Annotated in this window: 24 protein-coding genes and 1 tRNA gene; 12 read left to right on the plus strand and 13 right to left on the minus strand. The window is 61.6% G+C overall.

The window, feature by feature from the left end; genetic code table 11:
* Positions 1 to 684 precede the first annotated feature (684 nt).
* The 7 genes from DM813_RS18540 to DM813_RS18570 all read right to left on the minus strand — a co-directional run bounded on the left by DM813_RS18540 (position 685) and on the right by DM813_RS18570 (position 7,850).
* The gene (locus DM813_RS18540) at positions 685 to 1,206 is read right to left on the minus strand and encodes a cytochrome C (protein WP_128324831.1); all 522 of its coding nucleotides are present in this window, start codon (positions 1,204 to 1,206) and stop codon (positions 685 to 687) included.
* Between the two features lie 13 nt (positions 1,207 to 1,219).
* Positions 1,220 to 1,741 (minus strand): methylamine dehydrogenase light chain, encoded by a 522-nt coding sequence (locus tag DM813_RS18545; protein ID WP_128324832.1) that lies wholly within the window; start codon positions 1,739 to 1,741, stop codon positions 1,220 to 1,222.
* A gap of 21 nt (positions 1,742 to 1,762) precedes the next feature.
* Positions 1,763 to 2,398: a methylamine dehydrogenase accessory protein MauD gene (gene mauD / locus DM813_RS18550; protein WP_128324833.1), complete on the minus strand. Its 636-nt coding sequence runs from the start codon at positions 2,396 to 2,398 to the stop codon at positions 1,763 to 1,765.
* A gap of 3 nt (positions 2,399 to 2,401) precedes the next feature.
* Positions 2,402 to 2,941 (minus strand): MauE/DoxX family redox-associated membrane protein, encoded by a 540-nt coding sequence (locus DM813_RS18555; protein ID WP_128324834.1) that lies wholly within the window; start codon positions 2,939 to 2,941, stop codon positions 2,402 to 2,404.
* Between the two features lie 13 nt (positions 2,942 to 2,954).
* Positions 2,955 to 4,109, minus strand: a complete 1,155-nt coding sequence (locus DM813_RS18560; protein ID WP_128324835.1) for an amine dehydrogenase large subunit — start codon at positions 4,107 to 4,109, stop codon at positions 2,955 to 2,957.
* A gap of 207 nt (positions 4,110 to 4,316) precedes the next feature.
* Positions 4,317 to 6,461: a methyl-accepting chemotaxis protein gene (locus DM813_RS18565; RefSeq protein WP_128324836.1), complete on the minus strand. Its 2,145-nt coding sequence runs from the start codon at positions 6,459 to 6,461 to the stop codon at positions 4,317 to 4,319.
* A gap of 63 nt (positions 6,462 to 6,524) precedes the next feature.
* The gene (locus tag DM813_RS18570; RefSeq protein WP_128324837.1) at positions 6,525 to 7,850 is read right to left on the minus strand and encodes a hypothetical protein; all 1,326 of its coding nucleotides are present in this window, start codon (positions 7,848 to 7,850) and stop codon (positions 6,525 to 6,527) included.
* 265 nt (positions 7,851 to 8,115) lie between these two features.
* Here DM813_RS18570 and DM813_RS18575 point away from each other — a divergent pair.
* The 4 genes from DM813_RS18575 to DM813_RS18590 all read left to right on the plus strand — a co-directional run bounded on the left by DM813_RS18575 (position 8,116) and on the right by DM813_RS18590 (position 9,581).
* Positions 8,116 to 8,192, plus strand: a tRNA-Val gene (locus DM813_RS18575).
* Between the two features lie 129 nt (positions 8,193 to 8,321).
* Positions 8,322 to 8,891: an SPOR domain-containing protein gene (locus tag DM813_RS18580; protein WP_128324838.1), complete on the plus strand. Its 570-nt coding sequence runs from the start codon at positions 8,322 to 8,324 to the stop codon at positions 8,889 to 8,891.
* 53 nt (positions 8,892 to 8,944) lie between these two features.
* Positions 8,945 to 9,142 carry a hypothetical protein gene (locus tag DM813_RS18585; RefSeq protein ID WP_128324839.1) on the plus strand — a complete coding sequence of 66 codons (198 nt, stop codon included), beginning with the start codon at positions 8,945 to 8,947 and terminating at the stop codon, positions 9,140 to 9,142.
* Between the two features lie 13 nt (positions 9,143 to 9,155).
* The gene (locus DM813_RS18590) at positions 9,156 to 9,581 is read left to right on the plus strand and encodes a bifunctional (p)ppGpp synthetase/guanosine-3',5'-bis(diphosphate) 3'-pyrophosphohydrolase (protein ID WP_128324840.1); all 426 of its coding nucleotides are present in this window, start codon (positions 9,156 to 9,158) and stop codon (positions 9,579 to 9,581) included.
* A gap of 58 nt (positions 9,582 to 9,639) precedes the next feature.
* On the opposite strand, the gene DM813_RS18595 is transcribed toward DM813_RS18590, so the two are convergent.
* Together DM813_RS18595 and speB are read right to left on the minus strand one after the other, a co-directional pair.
* Complete coding sequence (locus tag DM813_RS18595) at positions 9,640 to 10,668, minus strand: ABC transporter substrate-binding protein (RefSeq protein ID WP_128324841.1); 1,029 nt, start codon at positions 10,666 to 10,668, stop codon at positions 9,640 to 9,642.
* A gap of 91 nt (positions 10,669 to 10,759) precedes the next feature.
* On the minus strand, positions 10,760 to 11,722 hold the full coding sequence (gene speB / locus DM813_RS18600; protein ID WP_431311997.1) for an agmatinase: 963 nt from the start codon (positions 11,720 to 11,722) through the stop codon (positions 10,760 to 10,762).
* A 245-nt stretch (positions 11,723 to 11,967) separates the two neighbouring features.
* Between speB and DM813_RS18605 the strand changes: the two genes are divergently transcribed.
* Positions 11,968 to 12,879, plus strand: coding sequence for a LysR family transcriptional regulator (locus tag DM813_RS18605; protein ID WP_128324843.1), 912 nt, complete (start codon positions 11,968 to 11,970; stop codon positions 12,877 to 12,879).
* A gap of 3 nt (positions 12,880 to 12,882) precedes the next feature.
* Here DM813_RS18605 and DM813_RS18610 read toward each other — a convergent pair whose 3' ends face one another.
* The 3 genes from DM813_RS18610 to DM813_RS18620 form a co-directional block, all read right to left on the minus strand.
* The gene (locus tag DM813_RS18610; RefSeq protein ID WP_128324844.1) at positions 12,883 to 13,572 is read right to left on the minus strand and encodes an endonuclease; all 690 of its coding nucleotides are present in this window, start codon (positions 13,570 to 13,572) and stop codon (positions 12,883 to 12,885) included.
* A 6-nt stretch (positions 13,573 to 13,578) separates the two neighbouring features.
* The gene (locus DM813_RS18615; protein WP_128324845.1) at positions 13,579 to 13,848 is read right to left on the minus strand and encodes a DUF1654 domain-containing protein; all 270 of its coding nucleotides are present in this window, start codon (positions 13,846 to 13,848) and stop codon (positions 13,579 to 13,581) included.
* A gap of 73 nt (positions 13,849 to 13,921) precedes the next feature.
* Complete coding sequence (locus tag DM813_RS18620; RefSeq protein WP_128324846.1) at positions 13,922 to 15,010, minus strand: asparaginase; 1,089 nt, start codon at positions 15,008 to 15,010, stop codon at positions 13,922 to 13,924.
* Positions 15,011 to 15,338: 328 nt separating this feature from the next.
* Here DM813_RS18620 and DM813_RS18625 point away from each other — a divergent pair, with 328 nt between their 5' ends.
* The 7 genes from DM813_RS18625 to DM813_RS18655 are packed head-to-tail and all read left to right on the plus strand — an operon-like array spanning position 15,339 to position 22,159.
* Positions 15,339 to 16,295: a sugar ABC transporter substrate-binding protein gene (locus tag DM813_RS18625; RefSeq protein WP_128324847.1), complete on the plus strand. Its 957-nt coding sequence runs from the start codon at positions 15,339 to 15,341 to the stop codon at positions 16,293 to 16,295.
* Between the two features lie 26 nt (positions 16,296 to 16,321).
* On the plus strand, positions 16,322 to 17,872 hold the full coding sequence (locus DM813_RS18630; protein WP_128324848.1) for a sugar ABC transporter ATP-binding protein: 1,551 nt from the start codon (positions 16,322 to 16,324) through the stop codon (positions 17,870 to 17,872).
* Complete coding sequence (locus DM813_RS18635) at positions 17,869 to 18,861, plus strand: ABC transporter permease (RefSeq protein ID WP_128324849.1); 993 nt, start codon at positions 17,869 to 17,871, stop codon at positions 18,859 to 18,861. The genes DM813_RS18630 and DM813_RS18635 overlap by 4 nt, the downstream gene beginning before the upstream one ends.
* Before the next feature lie 3 nt (positions 18,862 to 18,864).
* Positions 18,865 to 19,887 (plus strand): LacI family DNA-binding transcriptional regulator, encoded by a 1,023-nt coding sequence (locus DM813_RS18640; protein ID WP_128324850.1) that lies wholly within the window; start codon positions 18,865 to 18,867, stop codon positions 19,885 to 19,887.
* A 12-nt stretch (positions 19,888 to 19,899) separates the two neighbouring features.
* Positions 19,900 to 20,808 (plus strand): ribokinase, encoded by a 909-nt coding sequence (gene rbsK, locus DM813_RS18645; protein WP_128324851.1) that lies wholly within the window; start codon positions 19,900 to 19,902, stop codon positions 20,806 to 20,808.
* Positions 20,805 to 21,209, plus strand: a complete 405-nt coding sequence (gene rbsD / locus DM813_RS18650; protein WP_128324852.1) for a D-ribose pyranase — start codon at positions 20,805 to 20,807, stop codon at positions 21,207 to 21,209. Before rbsK ends, rbsD begins: the two co-directional genes overlap by 4 nt.
* Positions 21,209 to 22,159: a nucleoside hydrolase gene (locus tag DM813_RS18655; RefSeq protein WP_241653197.1), complete on the plus strand. Its 951-nt coding sequence runs from the start codon at positions 21,209 to 21,211 to the stop codon at positions 22,157 to 22,159. Before rbsD ends, DM813_RS18655 begins: the two co-directional genes overlap by 1 nt.
* Here DM813_RS18655 and DM813_RS18660 read toward each other — a convergent pair.
* Positions 22,131 to 22,337, minus strand: coding sequence for a hypothetical protein (locus DM813_RS18660; RefSeq protein WP_128324854.1), 207 nt, complete (start codon positions 22,335 to 22,337; stop codon positions 22,131 to 22,133). The genes DM813_RS18655 and DM813_RS18660 overlap by 29 nt on opposite strands.
* Positions 22,338 to 22,378 lie beyond the last annotated feature (41 nt).

The following is a 22,378-nucleotide window of genomic DNA, read 5'->3' on the forward strand; positions in this document are numbered from 1 at the left end:
CTGCTGGTCAGTGCGATAAAATATGGTTGCCACCTGGCGTCGGTGTCAAGCGGTTATTTAAAATAATTAAGTCGGACTGTAGGTAGCCACACAGGAGGTGGCGAAACAACGTGTTTAATAGTGTCGAGTGATTTGCAGGAAATGTCTCTGGGGTGTGTTGATTATCTTGGCGGAATGTTTATTGGATATCTTGTGTGCAGTATTCCTGTGTTGAGCATCTCAAGATGTAAATGATGGATATTCTTTAGTTCGTGTGGCTATTTAATAGATATTCGCCAGCTTCCTACATGTAGTTCAGTAATGTCTGTCATTGATGTGACTTGCTTTCAGGAATGACTAGTTCTGTGGTTGTTGTTATTGGAATTCCAGCTTAAATCTGAAGCGGCCACCTAAAAAGTAGGGGGGTGGCTGGCAGCGGTCGAGATCGAGTCCAGGGCCGGAAGAAGCAAGGCGAAAATTCCACCGGCGCGTGCCGAAGGCTCCATGCAAGCGGAACGTACTCGGCGAAGATGCACAGGGCAGAGAAGTTGAATAGGTCGCCGAGGTCGAGCAATTGCTGCTGAATGGGTTTAAAAAATCCGATACCAAGGGGTTGGTATCGGATTCACTAGAAACCCTGGCTTTGACTCGAATGCATTAGTGAAAAGCATTAAGCCACTAGGCGGGCTCGGGCTGATCGCATACTCAATAACTCATGCCATCTTCTATCGCGATGCCCTTGTCCCGCATCTGGCTGATCAACCCGGCACGGGCATTCGGTACATTGAGCACCGACCTGTGCCTGACCGCCGACACTTCCTCGCCGGTATAGGGCTGGTAGTGCTCCGGCAGACTGGTACCGGCAATGCCGTCCTTGCGCATCAGCCAGTTGATCAGGTCGGCCAGTTGCTCGTCGTTGAGCGCCGACTGGGCCATGCCCGGTACCCGCACGAGGAACTCGCGGCCACCCTCGACCTTGAGGAAGTTGCCGACGAAGTCCTTCATGCGCGGTACGTCGTTGGCCTTGGAGCCACTGCCGTCGCCAAGGTGGCAACCCGCGCACTGCAACTGGTAATTCACCGCGGTGCTGTAGCCGGCCTGGGCGATCGGGGTTTGCACCGCCTCGTTGCCGGGGGCGTGTTTCTGGTGCGGGTCGGGGATGGCCCGCGCCATGGCCAGCGGAGCGGCCAGGGCGCAGGTCAGGCCGATGATCAGCAGAGGGCGCATGATCGTGGCCACCTCAGATCGCGACGCCGCGGATGACCGACACGGTGCAGTGGTAGATGTGCGATTTCGCCGCCAGGCACCAGTTCACGTCGTTGTTGTTGAACGGACGATACGCGGGTTCCTCGCTGTCGTTACGGGTACAGGCGCACTGGTTGCAGCTGTGCTTACCGCAGCAGTCGTTGTAGGAAATGATGTAGTCCTTGCCGTCGGCCGGGTTGCGGCAGGTGCCGATCCAGGTGACCTGCGAGGCCTCGGTGCCGGGTGGGCAGGCATTCACGCTACCGCCGCAGCACGAGCAGAGGAAGCCGTCGACCGAGCAGTAGCGCCAGTAGTCGCAGCTGTTCGGGTCACCCGGGTCGCCAGCCATTGGCTTGTCGGCGGCCAGCGCCTTGCTGGTGCGGTCGATCGGCAGCAGTACAGGCAGCGCCGCGCCGGCGATCATCAGCGAACCGAGACGGCCGAGTAGCTTGCGTCGCGAGGTGGTGTCGGCGACGTGGCGGGCGGAGCGCTCGAACAGGAGGTCGAGGAGTTTCATGGGCCTGTCCTTTCGTTTTTGTTAGGCGTGGGAGTGTGGGGTGCTGTGGTCGTGCGCATGCTCATGCGCAGCGCTGTTGCCGTGCAGGTACTGCTGCAGGGTGGCGCTGCCCAGGTGCTCGGCTTCGAACAGGCTGTCGAGGTGTTCGCGCGAGTTGACCAGGCCCTTGGCACGCAACACGCCGTTCTGGTCGATCAGCGCGGCGTAGGGCAGCTTGCCGATCTGGTAGGTCATGCCGACTTGCGGGCCGACCACGTAGGTGGCGTCTTCGAGCTTGTGCTCCTGGATCAGCTTCTGCTGGGCGTCCATGTCGCCGTCGCTGACGAACACCACGTCGAGGCGGTTGGCCTGTTCCTTGGCGATCGACTTGATCGCCGGCAGCAGCGATTTGCAGATCGGGCAGGTCGGCGAGAGAAAGAACAGCAGCTGGGCTTTTTCACCGGCATAGCCGAAGCTGACCGGGCGGCCGTTGCGGTCGGCAGCGGTGACTTGTGGCGCCGGCTCGTTGACCGCAACGCCTTTGTCGACCATCAGGGCACCGGCAGGAGCCAGGCGCGAATGCAGTACGCCGATCTGGCGAACCAGACCCATCACGGCGAAGGCGAGGGCGATCAGCAGCGCCCAGAGCAGGATGTTGGAGACGATCAAGCCTTCCATAATTTACCTTCCAATCAGTTTGAACAGACGAGGACCGTTGGCCAGCAGGCCTTCGGCAGCGGCGTAGATGAGCAGCGCAACGGCGCTCGCGGCGATCACCACGAAACCGTCGAAAAAGCCGAGTTCGCGTGCCTGCGGGGCAATGCCGGCGGCCAGCGCCAGCGCCACCAGCACGCCGTTGCGGGCAAGCAGTACCGGGCGCAGCGGTTGCGCCTGGTCGGGGCCCGAGCAGCCGCAGTCGATGTCGGCGCGGCCGCGCCACAGGTTGATGCCGATGGCCGCCGCGTACAGCGCCAGCAGGGCCGCAGCCAGCAGCGCTGCGGTCGGCCGGCTGGCGGGTACCAGCAGGGCGAAGGCCACGCCGATTTCCAGCCACGGCAGGCCGCGGGCAACCAGTTTCAGCAGCGCCTGTGGCAGCAGCTGATAATCCTCCAGCTGCTTGGTGAAGCGTGCCGGCGCGCGAAGCTTGTGCGTCGCGGCGCTGGCGAGGATCACCGCAATGGTGATCGCGCCGGCAATGATGAAGATCGGATCGGTATGCATGAACTCACCTCGCTCAGTGGCTGAGAATCTGCGTGGCGGTTTTATGCAGCTTTTCCATGGTGCCGGTGTACTTGCCGCTCTTCAGGTCGAAGATGTCCATGCCGCCGCCAACGTTGATGCCGAGCAGCAGCGGGTTGTCGTCGCTGGTGGCCTGCAGGCTCCAGATCGGCGCGCCTTCGGTGCTCAGGGTGCCGACCTTCTTCTGGGTCTTCAGGTCGAACGCCCAGATGGTGTTGCTAGGGTCTTCCCACTTCATCGCTTCGTGGGCGTCGTGCATCAGCACGTACAGGCGGTTGAGCTTCGGTGCCACAGCCAGCAGCTGCCAGCCGCCCGGTGCCCAGCCGGCCTTTTTCTCTTCGTCGTTGACCAGCGACCAGGTCGGCAGGATCTTCGCTTCCTTCCCGGACAGGTCCAGGGTGTACACGGTGCCGGTGGTGGTGGTGAAGTAGAAGGTGTCGCCGACGTTTACGCCGCGCTCAACCAGCTTCTCTGCGTTGGGGTCGAAGAACTTGGTCTGGGTGCGCGCGGTTTCCTTGCCGTCGTCGCCCAGGGTCAGCAGCTGGATGCTGCCATCACCGCACAGCGAGGCGATGCGGCGCTTGCCCACCGGGTAACTGAGCACGCAGCCGGGAATGGCGATTTCGCTGGTGACAGCCTTGGCCTGGGTATCGACCACGGTGATCGAGGTCGACGGGGTGAAGTTGTAGACGTAGACAAAACGGTCGTCGGCGCTGGTGGACAGGCCAAAGCGCTGGGTCAGCGACTCGGCACGCTTGGAAGGAATGACCACTTCCCACTCGGGCGCGAGCTTGGAGGTGTCCCAGGCGGTCAGCACGTCGGTACGGGTGCCGCGGGTGCCGCGCGAATAAAACAGGTCGGCGGTGTACAGCAGCTTGCCGTCACGGCTCAGGGTCGAAGGCGCGGCGAAGCCGGTGCTGACCATGCCGAGGAAGCGCTTCTGGTCCGGGTCGACCACGACCACGCGGCCGGTGACAAAGTTGTCGAATTCCACATCAACCATATAGGCGCGGTGCGGCGAAGGCGGGAACGGCAACACCGTCTGGCCGATACCGGTGTCGGCGGGCAGCTCGGCGAGGGCGGAGTGCGCGCCGGCTAGCGACACGCCAAGTGCCAGGGTGGTTTGAGCAAGGATCCTGGTTATTCGCATCAGGGGGGCTCCCTTAATTATTGGATTTAGCGGATCGCGAAGGCATCGGCAGGGTTGTGCAGGTCTAGTCTGCCTTGAGGGCGGCGCGGGAATATTGTTGTGCCTGCCAACCCGTTGTGTACCTGTGCCAGTCCGCGCCTCTGCCAGGCCCCCGCGGTTCGACAGGGCCTGGCAAGGCGCTTTTACTGAGGTGGTTGGCGCGGTGAATCAGATGCGGAAGCTGTCCACCAGTTGTTTCAGGCGGGCCGCTTGCTGCTCCAGGTCACCGCAGGCGCGCAGGGTGGCGTTAAGGTTCTCCACGCCCTGCTGGTTGAGGGTGTTGATCTCGGTGATGTCCATGTTCAGCGCTTCGATCACCGAGGTCTGTTCTTCAGTGGCGGTGGCCACCGACTGGTTCATGCCGTCGATTTCGCCGATACGCTGGGTGACGCTGCCCAGGCGCTGGCCGGCCTGATTGGCGATGGTCACGCTTTCTGCGCTGTGGCACTGGCTTTCGCTCATGGTCGTGACCGAGTCGCGGGCGTCCACTTGCAGGCCTTCGATCATGCGCTGGATCTCTTGCGCCGAGACCTGGGTGCGGTGGGCCAGGTTGCGTACCTCGTCGGCGACCACGGCAAAGCCGCGCCCGGCTTCCCCGGCGCGCGCCGCTTCGATGGCAGCGTTAAGCGCCAGCAGGTTGGTCTGCTCGGAGATGCTTTTGATCACTTCGAGGATCTGGCCGATATCCACCGTTTTGCTGTTGAGCGTCTCGATGTTGCTGCTCGAAGCACTGATCTTGCCCGATAGCTGGTGCATCGCGGCGATGGTCTTCTCCAGGACCTGGCTGCCTTCTTCGGCCAGGTGGCGCACGTCTGTAGCCTGCTGCGAAGCATCGGCAGCATTGCGCGCGATTTCCTGGGCGGCGGCACCCAGCTGGTTGATCGCGGCGGCCACGCTGCTGGTGCGGCTGGCCTGTTCGTCGGAGTTGCTCATGGACGAGTTGGAGGCGTTGACCACCCGTGTCGCCACCTCGTTGAGCTGACGGGTGGTCGACGACACTTCGCTGATCGAGGTGTGGATACGTTCGACGAAGCGGTTGAAGGCTTTGGCCAGCTGGCCGATCTCGTCGCGCGATTGCACGGTCAGGCGGCGGGTGAGGTCGCCTTCACCCTCGGCAATGTCTTCGAGCATGTGCGTCAGGCTCTGCAGCGGGCGGGTGATGCGCAGCGCTGCCAGCCAGATCAACAGCACACCGAGCAGGGCCGCGCCGCCACCAAGCAGCAGCTCCAGGGTGGTGGTCTGTTCGCGTTGCTGGTCGAGCTCCTGTTGCAGGGCTTCTGCCGGTGCCAGCAGGACGTTCTGCGGCACCCCCACCAGCACGCCCCAGGGCTTGGCGCCGGCGATCGGTGCCAGCGGTTCGAGGACATTGATCTGTTGCTGGTCGGCAAACACCTTGGCCTGCTGTTGCTGCAATGCGCCCAGCACGCCGTCGGCCTCGTGCTCCAGCACCTGGTTCAGGCGCTGGCCGAGGCGCTTGGCATCCTGGCTGTGCGCGGCGATCACACCGCTGGGGCTGATGATGCTGATGCTGCCGTTGCCGTCGAACAAGCCCCGGCTGCTGGCCTCGCTGCTCTGTTGCAGGGCGGCGAGGTTGATATCGAGACCGATCACGGCGATGACCTTGCCCTTTTCCATCAGCGGGAAGGCGATGCTGGTCACCAGTTTGCGCGTGCCGGAGGCCTCGTCGAAATAAGGCTCGAGTACGCAGGCCGCCAGGCTGTCGCGGGCGCAGGTGTAGAACGCGTTGTACGGGCTGCCGCTGGGGCCGGGCTGGGTGTTGGCCAGCAAGCCCTCGTCGCCGATGACCGGTTGCAGCTCGCCCGGCGTGCCCTGCACCCAGTACAGGGCAAAGCGGCCGGCTTCGTTGCTGCCCAGCTCGGCCTGGCCGGCAAAGTTGCTGTCCACACCGTCGAGGGCGTTGGCTTCGAAAATGACAAAAAGCCCGAGCAGGTCGGGTTTGTCGGTCAAGGCCTGGCGCAGCTGCCGGGTCAGTTCCTGACGCAATTGCTGTGGCGTCAGTTCGCCTTGTTGCGCACGTTGGCGCAGGTACATGAGGTAACGGGACAGGCCCTGGCCGTATTCATGGGTTTGCATGAACGTGCGTTGCACCTGCAAGGCCTGCACCTGGGCCAGGGCCTGCATGTGGCGTTCGGCGGCGCTGGCCAGCATGGTGCTGCTGGAATGCTTGACCTGCTCGCTGCTTTGCCCGGCCTGGTACAGCGACAGCCCCACCAACAGGGCGACAATCAACAGGAGGCAGAGGCTGGCGAGGAGGGTGATCTTGCTTTGGATCGTCAAAAGGCTTGCGCGCATGACAGAGACTCAGATCAGGGTGAAACCTGTGCGGGTGACGGCGATGCCGCCACCCGCAGGGCTTCAGAAGAAAGTGGCGAACACCAGTTGGCTGTACAGGTTGTTGCTGTTGCTGCCCAACTGGGTGCCACCTTGTTCTGCGCTCTTGTCCGGCTGGTACAGGCCAACCAGCGGCATCACCATCAGGTGCTCGTTGACGGCCCACTCGGCATACAGGTCGAATTCCTTGCCGTCGGTGTTGCCCAGGTTGCGGTCGATGGTGTCGTAGTTGAACGCCAGCAGGCCGATGTTCAGGTTCTCCAGCGGCGACACCTTGAACTCGACTTTCTGGATGCGCGAGTTGCTGTTGAACGGCCCGGCATAGTTACCGGCGACCTCGCCCTGGAACCAGGTGCCATAGCCGCGGCTGAGGCCGTAGAACAGCGGGTCGAAGGCTTCCGAGAAGCGGCTGTAACGGTAGCTGACGTTTGGCGACCAGGCGACGTCGGCGAAGGTCCAGCCGGCTTCCAGGTACCAGGCGTTTTCGGTGCTGGTGTGAGGCTTGTCCTGGGTCGCGTATTCGCCGGAAAGGAACAGGTTTTCTACCCCGGCGTTGCCGGCGGCGCGCAGGCTGTAGGTCTTCATGCCGTCGCGTTCGAGCTGTGCCGGCGAGGCGTATTGCTCATCCACATCGGTGGTGTCGATGTAGGTCAGGCCAACGGTGCCGGCATCGGCCACGTGCTCCAGGGTCGCCACGTACATTTCGGTCTTGGCCTGGGCGCGGTTGTCAGACTTCAGCCACATCAGGTCACTGCGCCAGCCTTCCTTGCCACCCAGGCGCAGCACGGCGGTCTGGTCAAACGCCTTGCGTGCGGCCAGGTAGTAGGCGCCGCCGCGGTTGAACTCGCCATCGGCCAGGCCCTTGCCGACGTTGAGCGAGTCGCCCTGAATCAGGAAACCGTCGCCTACGGCGATGTTCTGGCGGCCGAACGACAGGTCGATGCCGTCTTCGCCCAGGGCCTCGATCAGTTTGCCCGAGCGCCAGCCCAGGTAGGCGTCTTCGAACTTGGTGGTGCGCTCGGAGCCATCGCTGAAACCGGCGGCGTCGCCGTCCCCCCAGGTGCCGGAGCTGAGCAGCGAGAAAGCGCCGTAGGCCGTGCCGACGCCGGCCAGGCCCTGGTCGCCGCTCAGGCCATATTTGATGTAGCCCTCGCGCCAGGAAGACGAACCCTGTTGCAGGCGGCCGCTGATGGCGTAGTTTTCCTCGCTGTGGAACACACCGAACACCGCTTCGAGGTTGGCGTTCAGGTGGCTGTCGTCATCGGCGTACAGCTCGTAGGCGTTGGCCTGGGCGGTAGCGGCGACCAGCAGGGCGAGCGTGGAGAGGCGAAGCAAGGGCGACTTGAGCATGGACGGGGTTCCGTTCTTATTAGTGTCGGCGAGTAACTCGTTTGAGCTGGTCGGGATACTAAGTCGTCGCTTCAGGCCGCCCTTGTGCCTGCTTGCCATCCGTTTGTGTGTGGCTGCCAGATTGTTGTGCCAGGGCGGGAGCCGTGAGTGCCCAACGCTCAGGCCCGATGGTTTCAGCGCAGACTAAAGCTGCTGATTTTTTTGGTTTTTTTATAAAATTTCGCTTTACGAGTAGTGCATACCTGCGTAATATGCGCCCCACAGCAGGCACATAGCTCAGTTGGTTAGAGCACCACCTTGACATGGTGGGGGTCGTTGGTTCGAGTCCAATTGTGCCTACCAAATCTCGACAGAAAGGGCGATCCGAAAGGATCGCCCTTTTTGCATTCTGCTGTTCAGTCATCGCCGTTTGTAACCTTTGACCTCGCCACCAATGCTAAAATCCTGCGCTTGTATTCAGGAGATAGACGCGTGCGCAAAGTGGCGATGGTAATGGCGGTACTGGCTCTGGCCGGCTGCGAAAATGAAGTCGAAGGCGTGCACAAGCAAATTGCCGAGCAGTTGCCCAACCCCAAGACGGCCAAGTTCGGCAACGTACGAATTGACAAGCAGGGCGCTATCTGTGGCCAGGTCCGCAGCAAGGACGACGCCGGGAAGTTCCTGCCGTACCGCAGCTACGTCGCGATCAAGCAGGCCGACGGTTACCAGATCATCCTCGCCGACAAGGGCAGCAACCTGCAGATCCGCGAGATTTGCGGTGGCGCCGACCTGCAGCGCCGCGCCGACGCCCTGGCCGACCAGCCGGCGCCTGAAGGTTGGGACGTTGAAATTGTCCAGGGCCCGAACATGGGCGCGCTCAGCGACATGACCGCGCGCCTGATCGAGAAGCAGATCCCTTCGTCGGTGGAGTATCGCGACGGCAAGCCGGTGGTGTTGCTGGGCCCGTTCCCGAGCAAGGCCGACGCCGAAGCCCGGCAGGCGGATGTCATGGCGGCATTGGGCACCGACTCGGTCGTCATCCAGCATGGCGTAACGCGCTAGCCAGCACGGTTCCCGGCCCCGTACACTCACGGCTCAACGCAAGGAGAGCCGTGATGAAGGAATCATCCCCCGCCATTTGCCTGCAGCCTGCGCTGCACGGTCATTCGCCAGTAACCCGTCGGGCGTTACAAATATCTGCATACAAGCGCCATGGCGTTGAAGTCGAAGGACAATTGCTTGGCTATGCTGTGCATGACGGCCGGTTGACAGACGTATGCAGCATGGCGCGTCTGACACAGCGCGAACGTTGAGCAGGAGGGCCTTATGTCTACGCTGGAGCGGGCCATTGCGGTGGCGGCCAGGGCACACGAAGGGCAGCGGGACAAGGGCGGTGCCGCCTACATCCTGCACCCGTTGCGGGTGATGCTGCGGGTTTCGACCGTTGAACAACGCATCGTCGCAGTGCTGCACGATGTACTTGAAGATTCCCCCATGACCCTGTCGGACCTGGCGCGCGAAGGCTTTGCGCTGAAGATCCTGGCGGCGGTACAGGCCCTCAGCCGGCGTGACAAGGAAAGCTATGAGGCTTTTGTCATCCGCCTGGGCGACGATCCGCTGGCGCGGGTGGTCAAGCTGGCAGATCTTGCCGACAACAGCGACCTGTCGCGCATCGCGATGCCCGGCCCTGACGACATGGCGCGCCTGGCGCGTTACCAGCAGGCCAGCGCCTACTTGCAGGCACTGGCCTGAATCTGCCTGCCCTCGATTGATCGCGCCAGTGGTATCGAGGGCAGTGGTTGCGGTGGAGTTATTTGGCTGCCCAGGCGTTGAAGCGCTGCTCAAGCTCTTCGCCGTGATCGACCCAGAAGCTGTTGTCGATGGGCATTGCCTGCTTCAGATTGTCCGGCGAGGTGTTCAGCCGTTCAGCCACTGCAGGGTCCAGCAGCGATTCAGTGCGCAGGTTGGTTGAGCCGTAGCCAAGCTTTTCGGTATGCACCTTTTGCTGTTCCGGGCGCAGGGAAAAGGCGATGAATTGTTCAGCGGCCGCCTTGTTCTTGCTGCCTTTGGGAATGGCCCACGAGTCTATATCGTAGATGCTGCCCTGCCAGATGGCGTGTACGTTGGTGCCCGCCGCCTGGGCGGCGAACACGCGGCCATTGAAGGCGCTGGTCATGGTGACATCGCCGCTGGCGAGAAACTGCATGGGTTGCGCGCCAGCTTCCCACCACTGCAGGTTGCCCTTGATCTGGTCAAGCTTGCGAAAGGCCCGGTCGACGCCTTCCTTGCTCGACAGCACGGTGTAGATGTCTGTGTAGGGCACCCCGTCGGCCATCAAGGCGATTTCCAGCGTGTATTTGGCGCCTTTGTGCAAGCTGCGCTTGCCGGGAAACTTCTGCGTATCCCAAAAATCGGCCCAGCCGGTAGGTGCAGTGGTGAGTTTGTCGGCGTTGTACGCCATGGCTGTCGACCATACCAGTACACCGGCACCGCAATCTGACAGTGTGCCCGGCATAAAGTCACCGGGCTGGCCTATCTTTGCCGTGTCCAGTTGTTCGAACAAGCCTTCCTCGCAGCCGGTCTTCAGTTCAGCGCCACCTACCTGAACGACGTCCCAGTTGACACTTTGGGTGTCTACCATGACTTTGATGCGACCCATTTCGCCGTTGTATTCGCCGGCCAGAATTTTATTGCCCGTGATTTTTTCGAAGGGTTTGTAAAACGCGGTGGTCTGGACATCCTTGCCCGCACCGCCAAACGAAACAACGGTAATTTCGTTCGCCGTGGCAATTGAAGCGGCAGTGCTAAGGAGCAGTGCGCTGATTACGTGAGTGTTCATGTCTACCTCTGGAATTGTTGGTTTGGCAGAGTAGAAGTCGGAATCATTTCGGCTGCGGTGGGTGCCTGGGTGTGGTATTGGCAGAGAGCTGTTATCTCGCGTGTTGAGTGCGGGCTTCAGCAAGAATGCATAGCATGTCAAACATCAAGGTTGCCGCGTTGAGCGCTGTAATTCCCGAGGGGTCGAGATCGGGCGCGACTTCAACCACGTCGCCGCCGATCAGGTTAAGGCCGCGCAGGCCCCTGATCATTCTCAGTGCCTCGCGCATGGTGATGCCCCCCGACTCTGGCGTTCCGGTACCTGGCGCGTAGGCGGGGTCCAGGCCATCTACGTCAAACGAAATGTAGGTTTTGCCATCGCCCACTACGCGCCTGATCTCTTTCAGTACACCGTCAACGCCCAGTTCATCAAACTCATCGATGAAAATCACGCGCATGCCGGATTCAATGCTGAAGTTAGGGGTTCCTGCATGTTCCGATCCGCGGATACCGATCTGGATGGTGCGATGCGGGTCCAGCAAGCCGTCTTCAACTGCGCGTCTGAAGGGCGCGCCGTGGAAGAACTTGGAACCGTACAGGCTATCCCAGGTGTCGGTGTGGGCGTCGAAGTGCACCATGCCGATGGGGCCGTCTTTGGCCAGGGCCTTGAATATCGGGTAGGTAATGGAGTGATCGCCGCCTACGGTCAGGGGCATGATGTTGTGCGCGCAGATCTCCTGGTAGTAACGCTCGATACAGGCGTGGGCGTCTTCGATGTTGTACATGTGGTCAATGAACACATCACCAAGGTCCCTGACCTGGCACAGCTCAAAGGGTGCAACTTCAGAAAAATGGCTTTTGGTGCGCATCAGGCATGACTGCTGGCGCACGCCGCGTGGCCCAAGGCGGGCGCCGGGTTTGAACGAGGTCCCGCCATCAAAGGGGACACCGATCAGGCCGATGTCGACACCGTTCAGCGACTCCGCGACGGGGGCACGCATAAAGGAGGCAATCTCATTGAAGCGTGGTCGCTTTTGCGGGTCGTAGAGCGAACCGTCGATAGCGTTTTTCTTCATGGTTGTCTCAGGCATGTGCTTCCCCTTGGTGTTGTTTCGACCGATTCAAACCCAAGTGGGTGAGCTGTAAAATCCTGTGTATTCAATCTGATTGTTCAAGGTTTCTTTAACTATGCCTGTTCACGCATGGCTAGTGCATGCTGCTGTACCCGGGGAACGTTGCTCGACTATAGTGACGGGCTTTTAGTGTGCGCGTGAGCACATGGTTTTGCATTTGCCCTAAAACAATGAAAACGGGGGAGCTGATGAAAGAGTCGCAATATAATCTCCGTCTGCTGAGGATATTTCTCACGGTTGTAGATAATCAGGGGTTCTCCGCGGCGCAACAAGATTTGAATATGTCGACCTCGGCCATCAGCACCCATATGAATCAACTTGAAACCCAGCTGGGTATGCAGTTGTGTAATCGCGGGCGGGCAGGGTTCGGGCTGACAAGTAAAGGCGCGCTTGTCTATGAGGAAGCTAAAAAGCTAATTGGCCAGATTGATGGTTTTGAATATTATGTTGCAGAGTTAAAAGGCGAACTGCGAGGTACGATAACGTTCGGAATTCTCGACTCGATGCTGACCGATGAAAAGTTCAATATTCCAGACCTGCTGGGTCGCTTCAGCAAGCGCAGCGATAAAATTCATGTGAACCTGAAGATCTTGAGCCCCTTTGAGCTTCAGAAAGAAGTGCTTGAAGGCAAAATCGATCTTGCTATTGGCTCGCTGCCCACGAAGATGAGCGGGTTGAAATATATTCCGTTGTACATTGAGCAGCACTGGCTTTACTGCAGTGATCACCATCCGCTTTACGCGCTGGCCGATCGTACGGTGGAGTCTGTCACCGCCCATGCCTTGATCAAGCGCGGCTACTGGTCCAACGCAGAGGGCCTGCGTCACGGCTTTACGCGTTATTCGGCCACCATCGACAGCATGGAGGCTGAACTCATACTGATACTGTCCGGCAATTATATTGGCTATTTGCCCGATCACCTCGCCAGGCGTTGGGAGGAAGAGGGGCGGTTGCTTCGGATCTTGCCGGAGGAGTTTGGTTATTCGGCGGAATTTTCACTGATTGTCAAAAATGGCCGGTCAAGAGAGCCGTTGATTCAAGCGTTCAGGGAAGAAATCGATACCGTGTTTGGCTTGCCCGGGAAAGTCGCTAAAACCTGACCCTCAACCACAGGCGCTGAGGTTCACCGGGCCGACAAACGGGTTGCCGTGGCCCATCACACAGGCTACCCGCTGATTGCGCTGGCGTTCCCAGGGCTGCGGCGGGTAGGTCTTGTTCCAGGCTTCGTATAGCTGGCGGTCCTGCCTGGAGAGCTTGAGGTTGTACTGCTTGCTCATATAGAAGTAGGTGCGCGCGATCATGCCGCGTATCGACGGGCGCGGCATGACCTTCTTGGCTTTGAAATCCACTTGCGTCAGGCACGAACCATACTGCCCGCGCTGCTCGGGCAGCCAGCCGAAACTGAAATTGCTGCGGTCGCCATTCACCTCGCCAATGCTCGGCACCAGGTTGTGCAGGTCGGCTTCGGCGCGCTGGTAGATCGCGTCGTTGCGCGAGCAGTTCTTGCGCCCACCGTTCTGCCAGCACTGGCGCTGATGACCGATCTGCCAGGCCGGAACAATGTGCTCCCATTCAATACGCTTGGCGCGGCTGGCATTCTTGCGCGGCACGTAACCGCACCCGGCAAGGTCCACCTTGTTGCCGTTGTACTTGCAGCCGCAGTAAAACTCGGTGGATTGCGGCGCATACAGGCGCCAGGCAACTTTCTTGGCTTCACTGAACGTGCGCGGTGCATCGGCGTGGGCGCTGACACTGAGCAGCAGGCAGGCGACTGCAAAAAACGGAACTCTCATGCGCAGTCAGTCTTCCTTCGGCACCACCCAGAAAATCTGCACGCCACCGTCGTCGCGATAGGCGAGGGTGACGTTGTCGTTCTCGGCAATTTCCTCAAGCAGGGTCGCCCAGTCGTCAGGGGATTCATGCTCAAGGCGGAAGATCAGCGCAGCCCGGGCTTTTTGTGCGGTAGGGGCGTTGATGATCTTCTGGATGCGAATGCCCAGTTGCTCGTAACTGCTGGCAGGGGCGGAAGTGGTGGCCACGATGCGTTCCTTTGTTAGCTGTATGCGCATACAGTATTTTACTGTAGGGATTTTCGCAACAGCTCGTCGGTGAAAGAACGCATGTGACCGTAAGCGCCGGGAATCAGTATTCCCAGAAGATCCGCTGCAGCTCTTTGCTGTCCTGGGTCTTGGTCAGGGCGACCATGGCCAGGATGCGGGCTTTTTGCGGGTTCAGGTCGTGGGCGACCACCCAGTCGTTCTTGTCGTCAGGCTGCTCGGCGTTGCGCAGCACAAAGCCGCCGGCATTGACGTGGGACGAGCGAATGATCTGCACGCCTTCCTTGCGCAGTTCCTGCAGGGCAGGCACTACCCGCGACGACACTGAGCCATTGCCGGTACCGGCGTGGATGATCGCCTTGGCGCCGCCCTGGGCCAGTGCTTTGTAGGCGGTGTCGGTGACGTTGCCATAGCCGTAGGCGATGTCCACCTGGGGCAGGCTGCTGATCTGCTTGATGTCGAATTCCGAATCCACGGTGTGGCGCTTGGCAGGCAGGCGGAACCAGTAGGATTTGCCCTCGACCACCATGCCCAGCGCGCCCCATGGGCTCTTGAAGGCTTCGGTCTTGATGTTGATGGTTTTGCTCACGTCGCGACCCGACTGGATCTCGTCGTTCATGGTCACCAGCACGCCTTTGCCACGCGCTGACTTGTCGCCGGCCACCGCCACGGCGTTGTACAGGTTGAGCATGCCATCAGCCGACATGGCGGTGCCTGGGCGCATCGAGCCTACCACCACGATCGGCTTGTCGGTTTTTTCCACCAGGTTGAGGAAGTAGGCGGTCTCTTCCAGGGTGTCGGTGCCATGGGTGATGACGATACCGTCGACGTCCTTGCTGTCGGCCAGTTCGGCGACACGTTTGCCCAGTTGCAGCAGGTTGTCGTTGCTGATGCTTTCGGAGGCGATCTGCATCACCTGCTCACCGCGGACATTGGCAATGCTTGCCAGCTCCGGCACGCCCGCGATCAGCTTGTCGACGCCGACCTTGGCCGCCTGGTAGGTGGCACTGTTGGCAGCGCTGGCACCCGCGCCGGCAATGGTGCCGCCAGTGGCGAGGATCACCACGTTGGCGAGTTTCTGTTGGGTCTCGGCTTCTTTGGCGTTGACGCCGACAGGCAGCAACAGCAGCAGGGCCAAAGTGCCCGGAACGAAGGAAGTAAACGCAGCTTTCATTGTTTTCTCTCTTATTGGTGGACTTCGCTGTGTAGCGTCCATGTAGGAGCAGAAAACGGGCCAGCATGACCGTTCGTCGTATTTTATTTTAAGCCACTGATTTGTAAGGTCTTTTTATTCTGTTAAACCTACTGCCCAAGGGCTGGGCTCGGAATCCCGATTATTATTAGTTGGGTTGTTCGGTTTTCCGGTGATTTTGAGGATAATTCCTGAGTGCAACTTACACTGGTGCTTAGGGCTGTATTTGACAAAGCCGGGTTGCATTAGCATAGTTGCTTAACGCAAACGTTTGCGATCCGACAAAAATCACAAAAACCGGAGTAAATCGATGAAGCTGCCGTTCGCAGGACGCCTTTTGGCGGTCGCCGTACTTTCCTCCCTGTCCCTCGCAATGCCCCTGTCCCAGGCCCAGGCTGATGAGAAGCCCAAAGTTGCCCTGGTGATGAAGTCCCTCGCCAACGAATTCTTCCTGACCATGGAAGACGGCGCCAAGGCCTACCAGAAAGAACACGCCAGCGAATTCGACCTGGTTTCCAACGGCATCAAGGACGAAACCGATTCCAGTAATCAGATCCGCATCGTCGAGCAGATGATCGTCTCCGGGGTCAACGCCCTGGTGATCGCGCCCGCCGATTCCAAGGCCCTGGTTCCGGTGGTGAAGAAAGCCGTGGACGCGGGCATCACCGTGATCAACATCGACAACCGCTTGGACCCAGAGGTGCTCAAGAGCAAAAACCTCAGCGTGCCGTTCGTAGGCCCCGACAACCGCAAAGGCGCACGCCTGGTGGGCGAATACCTGGCCAAGGAGAAGCTCAAGGCCGGTGACGAAGTCGGCATCATCGAAGGCGTGTCGACCACCACCAACGCCCAGCAGCGTACCGCCGGCTTCAAGGATGCGATGGACGCGGCGCAGATGAAGGTGGTTTCGGTGCAGTCCGGCGACTGGGAAATTGCCAAGGGCAACGCCGTCGCTGCCTCCATGCTCAACGCCAACCCCGGCATCAAGGCGCTGTTGGCCGGCAACGACAGCATGGCCCTGGGCGCGGTGTCGGCGGTGCGTGCGGCGGGCAAGGCCGGCCAGGTGCAGGTGGTGGGTTACGACAACATCAACGCCATCAAACCGATGCTCAAGGACGGTCGCGTGCTCGCCACCGCCGACCAGTACGCCGCCAAGCAGGCGGTGTTCGGTATCGAAGCGGCACTGAAGGTGCTCAAGGGTGAGAAGCCCGCTGTGGATGCCGACAACGTCATCCAGACCCCGGTCGAACTGGTCACCCAGCCCTAAGTGTACACGCGCCAGGAGAACAGGCAATGACCGCGACCAGCGAAGGCGTGCTCACCGTCAGCGCAATCGGCAAGACCTACGCCCAGCCGGTGCTCGGCGATATCAGCCTGAGCCTGCACGCGGGCGAGGTGCTGGCCCTGACCGGTGAGAACGGCGCGGGCAAAAGCACCTTGTCGAAGATCATCGGCGGCCTTGAAGTGGCGACCACCGGGCACATGCACTTTCAGGGGCAGCCGTACCAGCCCGGCAGCCGTGCGGCGGCCGAGCGCCTGGGCGTGCGCATGGTCATGCAGGAACTCAACCTGTTGCCGACCCTGACCGTGGCCGAAAACCTGTTTCTCGACAATTTGCCCAGCCGTGCCGGCTGGATCAACCGCAAACGCCTGCGCCAACTGGCACAGGCTGCCATGGCCCAGGTGGGCCTGGACACCATCGACCCGGACACCCCGGTCGGCGAGCTGGGCATCGGCCATCAGCAGATGGTGGAAATCGCCCGCAACCTGATCGGCGACTGCCGGGTACTGATCTTCGATGAGCCCACGGCCATGCTCACCGCGCGCGAGGTCGAGTTGCTGTTCACCCAGATCGAGCGTTTGCAGCAGCGCGGCGTGGCCATCGTCTACATCTCCCATCGCCTGGAAGAGCTCAAACGCATTGCCCAGCGCATTGCCGTGCTGCGTGACGGTAAGCTGGTGTGTGTCGAGCCCATGGCGCGCTACACCAGCACGCAGCTGGTCAACCTGATGGTGGGGCGCGAGCTGGCCGAACACATCGACCTGGGCCAGCGCGAGATCGGTGCGTCGATCCTCAAGGTCAGTGGCCTGAGCCGTGGTGACAAAGTGCGCGACGTCTCGTTCGAGGTACGCAGCGGGGAAATCTTCGGCCTGTCCGGGCTGATCGGCGCCGGGCGCACCGAATTGCTCCGTTTGATCTATGGCGCCGACCGCGCCGAGCGTGGCACCGTCGAACTGGGCAGCCCGCTGCGTAGCGTGCAGGTCGATTCGCCCGTGGCCGCCGTGCGTGAAGGCATTGCCTTGATCACCGAAGACCGCAAAGGCGAGGGCCTGCTGCTGTCGCAATCGATCAGCGCCAACATCGCCCTGGGCAATTTGCCGGCGATTTCCCGCGCCGGGGTGCTCGATCGCGGCGCCGAACGGGCCCTGGCCCAGCGCCAGATCGGTGCCATGCGCATTCGCAGTTCAGGCCCCGAGCAGGTGGTCGGCGAGCTGTCGGGTGGCAACCAGCAGAAGGTGGTGATCGGTCGCTGGCTGGAGCGCGACTGCAGCGTGCTGCTGTTCGATGAGCCCACCCGTGGCATCGACGTTGGCGCCAAGTTCGACATCTACGGCCTGCTCGCCGACCTGGCGCGCCAGGGCAAGGCGCTGGTGGTGGTGTCCAGCGACCTGCGCGAACTGATGCTGATCTGCGACCGTATCGGTGTGCTCAGCGCCGGGCAATTGATCGACACCTTCGAGCGTGAAACCTGGTCCCAGGACCAGCTACTGGCCGCGGCCTTCGCCGGCTATCAGAACCGTGACGCGATGCTGCATGAGGCAGCTTCCAGGACACTCCCATGAAAACCTCACCGCTGGACACCACCTCGCCAAGCGCGAAACGCGGCGCAAGCTATTACGGCCTGGGCACCTACCTCGGCCTTGCCGGGGCCTTGCTGGCGATGATCGTGCTGTTCTCGTTGCTGAGCAGTCACTTCTGGTCGTACGCGACCTTCAGCACCCTGGCCAACCAGATCCCCGATTTGATGGTGCTGGCGGTGGGCATGACCTTCGTCCTGATCATCGGCGGTATCGACCTGTCGGTAGGCTCGGTGCTGGCCCTGGCGGCGTCGGCGGTCAGCGTGGCGATTCTCGGCTGGGGCTGGAGCGTATTGCCGGCTGCCTTGCTCGGCATGGGCGTGGCGGCGCTGGCCGGCAGCGTCACCGGCGCGATCACCGTGGCCTGGCGCATTCCGTCGTTCATCGTCTCGCTCGGTGTGCTGGAAATGGCCCGGGGCCTTGCTTACCAGCTCACCGATTCGCGCACGGCCTACATCGGCGACGCTTTTGCGTGGCTCTCGGACCCGTTGGCATTCGGCGTATCACCCTCGTTCATCATCGCCTTGCTGGTGATCATCCTCGCCCAGCTGGTGCTCACTCGCACCGTGTTCGGCCGCTACCTGATCGGCATCGGCACCAACGAAGAAGCGGTGCGCCTGGCCGGTATCGACCCGCGCCCCTACAAGATTCTGGTGTTCACCCTGATGGGGCTGCTGGCCGGCCTTGCCGCGCTGTTCCAGATTTCCCGCCTGGAAGCGGCCGACCCCAATGCCGGTTCCGGGCTTGAGCTGCAGGTGATTGCCGCCGTGGTGATCGGTGGCACCAGCCTGATGGGCGGGCGCGGCTCGGTGATCAGCACCTTCTTCGGCGTATTGATTATTTCCGTGCTGGCTGCAGGCCTGGCACAGATCGGCGCTTCCGAGCCGACCAAACGCATTATTACCGGGGCGGTCATTGTGATCGCCGTGGTTCTTGACACCTACCGTAGCCGACGTGCGAGTCGGCGGAACTGAATAATGGCAACCATTAAAGACGTCGCAGCACTGGCGGGAATTTCCTACACCACCGTGTCCCATGTATTGAACAAGACCCGACCGGTCAGCGAGCAGGTGCGCATCAAGGTCGAGGCGGCGATTGCCGAACTCGACTACGTACCCAGCGCCGTGGCCCGCTCGCTGAAGGCGCGCAGCACCGCCACCATCGGCCTGCTGGTGCCCAATAGCGTCAACCCGTATTTCGCCGAGCTGGCCCGTGGCATCGAGGATGGCTGCGAGCGCAAGGGCTACTGCGTGATCCTGTGCAACTCCGACGACGATCCACAAAAGCAGCGCAGCTACCTGCGCGTGTTGCTGGAAAAGCGCATCGACGGCCTGATCGTCGCCTCGGTGGGTGAAGACGCCGACCTGCGGGGCAGCCTGGCCAGCGTGCGCACGCCGATGGTCATCGTTGACCGCGCGCTGGAGGGCGTAGAGGCCGATCTGGTGCGCATCGACCACGAGCTGGGCGCCTACCTCGCTACCCAGCACCTGCTCCAGCTGGGCCATCAGGCCATCGCCTACATTGGCGGCCCGGCCAGCACCAGCGTGGCCCAGTTGCGCGAGGCCGGTTACCGGCGTGCGCTGGGCGAAGCGGGGGTGCCGGTCGCCAGTGAGTGGATCGTCAACAGCGACTTCACCAGCCTGGGCGGTTATGCCGCCGCTGCCAAGCTGCTCGAAGGGAATCGACCCACGGCAATTTTCGCCGGCAACGACATGATCGGCATCGGTGTGCTGCGAGCAGCCGCCGAGCGCAACATCTGCGTGCCGAGCGAGCTGTCGGTGATTGGCTTTGACGACATTCAATTGAGCCGCTACGTGTTCCCGGCGCTGACCACTGTTGGCCAGTCGATTCGCGAACTGGGCGAAAGTGCTGCGGCGCTGTTGCTGTCGCGTATCGCCCAACCGCTGCAAGGTGCGCCGGAGCAGCGCATCGTCGCGCCGAAAATCGTGTTGCGCGAATCCACCGCGCCGCGCCCGGACCTTTTCAATGATTACCGCTGAGAGCCGACGACCATGAGCGCCAAGGTGATAGTGGTAGGTAGCCTGAACATGGACCTGGTGGCCCGCGCCCAGCGGTTGCCGCGTGCCGGCGAAACCCTGGCCGGCGAATCGTTTGCCACCGTGCCGGGTGGCAAAGGCGCCAACCAGGCTGTGGCGGTAGCACGCCTCGGGGCGTCTGTGGCAATGATCGGCAATGTCGGCGACGACGCCTACGGCCAGCAGCTGCGTCAGGCCTTGCTCGACGAGCAGATCGACTGCCAGGGCGTGGCGGTGTGCCCTGGCGTATCAAGTGGCCTGGCCCTGATTGTCGTAGATGCCAGCAGCCAGAACGCGATCGTGATCATCCCCGGCGGCAACGGTCTGTTGCGGCCCGCATCGGTACAGGCCTTCGATACCTTGCTGCAAGGCGCCGAAGTGATCATCTGCCAGCTCGAAGTGCCCCACGAAACCGTGGCCTACACCCTGGCCCGTGGCCGTGCCCTGGGCAAGACGGTGATCCTCAACCCGGCGCCTTGCACCGGCCCGTTGCCGGCCGACTGGTACAGCGCCATCGACTACCTGATCCCCAACGAAAGCGAAGCCCAGGCCCTCACCGGGCAGCCGGTAACCGACCTGACCAGCGCCGAAGTGGCGGCCAGCCAGCTGCGCCAGCTTGGCGCCAACAACGTGATCATCACCCTTGGTGCCCAGGGCGCCTTGCTGGCCGGCCCGCAGGGCATGCGCCACTTTGCAGCGCCCGTGGTGCAGCCGCTGGACACCACCGCCGCCGGCGACACCTTTGTCGGCGGGTTCGCCGCGGCCTTGGCGCGCGGTGAGTCGCAAGAGCAGGCCATGGCCTTTGGTCAGCGTGCGGCGGCCTTGTCGGTCACCCGTGCCGGGGCCCAGCCTTCGATTCCCTACCTGGCCGAGTTGCAGCCATGAAAAAGACCCCATTGCTCAATATTGCCCTGTCGCGGGTCATTGCCTCGCTGGGGCACGGCGACATCCTCGTCATTGGCGATGCGGGCCTGCCCGTGCCGCCGGGCGTCGAGCTGATCGACCTGGCACTGACCCCGGGCGTGCCCGACTTTGCCAGCACCTTGCGCGCCGTGCTCAGCGAAATGCAGGTGGAAAGCCATGTGCTCGCCGACGAAATGTTCAAGGCCAACCCGCCGGCCTTGACTGTGGTCGAGCAATGCTTCGCCCATGGCCAGCTGGGCAAGCGCAACCTGCTCAGCCATGCCGAATTCAAGCAACTGAGCCGCGGCGCCCGTGCCGTGGTGCGTACCGGTGAATGCCAGCCCTACAGCAACATCGTGCTGATCGCCGGGGTTACTTTCTGATGCTGCGGCCTTCGTTCGACCTGATCATCGACACCGACCCCGGCGCTGATGACGTAGTGGCTTTGCTGCTCGCCATGGCATCGCCGGAAACCCTGAATATCCTTGCTATCACCACGGTGGCCGGCAACGTACGCTTGGACAAGACCTCGCGTAACGCGCGGCTGGCGAGGGAGTGGGGCGGGCGTGAAGACATTCCGGTGTATGCCGGCGCATCGCGGCCGCTGTTGCGCGCGCCAGTTTATGCGCCCGATATTCACGGCGAAGAGGGCTTGCCTGGTGTCACGGTGCACGAGCCCCGCCAGGGCTTGGCCCCCGGCAGTGCGGTCGGCTATCTGATCGACACCTTGAGCGCGGCACCGCCCCACAGCATCACCGTCGCCATGCTGGGCCCGCAAACCAACCTGGCCCTGGCACTGATCCAGGCGCCGCACATAGCCCTCGGCATCAAGGAGGTGGTGGTCATGGGTGGTGCGCACTTCAACGGTGGCAACATCACCCCGGTGGCCGAGTTCAACCTGTTTGCCGACCCGGAAGCCGCCGAGGTGGTGCTCAGCAGCGGGGTCAAGCTGACTTACCTGCCGCTGGACCTTACCCACACGCTGCTGACCAGTGACGCGCGCATGCAGCAATTGGCGGCGTTGGGCAACCAGGCGGGCAGGGTGGTGGTGGATATTCTCAACGCCTACGTCGCCACCGACATGCAGCGCTATGGCCTGCCAGGCGGCCCGGTGCACGATGCCAGCGTGATCGCCTACTTGCTCAAGCCGGAACTGTTCGCAGGGCGGCAGATTTACCTGCAGGTGGACAGCCGCGAAGGGCCGACTTACGGCCAGACCATTGCCGATTGGCACAATGCCCTCGGGCAGCCGAATAACGTGACGTGGATCGCCAGCGCAGACGCCCAGGGCTTTTTTGACCTGCTCAGTACGCGGCTTGCGCGTCTGCAGTAGTGTGCGAGTAGCGTTCAAAAACCTGTTCGACGAAGCTTCTGGCAGCCACGTGGCCGAGGTCTTTGACCAGCAGGTCGACCGCAATCAGCATCAGTTCTTCAGCGCTGGCAGGGCTGTAGGCGCTTTGGCCTTCGGGCCATTTGACTTTGATGTCGGCATCGATGATGTGGCTTGTCATGAGCTATTCCGAATGAAAACTGTCTGCGTTGTGGGGTTCAA

It is taken from the genome of Pseudomonas alkylphenolica (assembly GCF_004025535.1).
In the GTDB taxonomy this organism is placed as follows: Bacteria; Pseudomonadota; Gammaproteobacteria; order Pseudomonadales; family Pseudomonadaceae; genus Aquipseudomonas; species Aquipseudomonas alkylphenolica_A.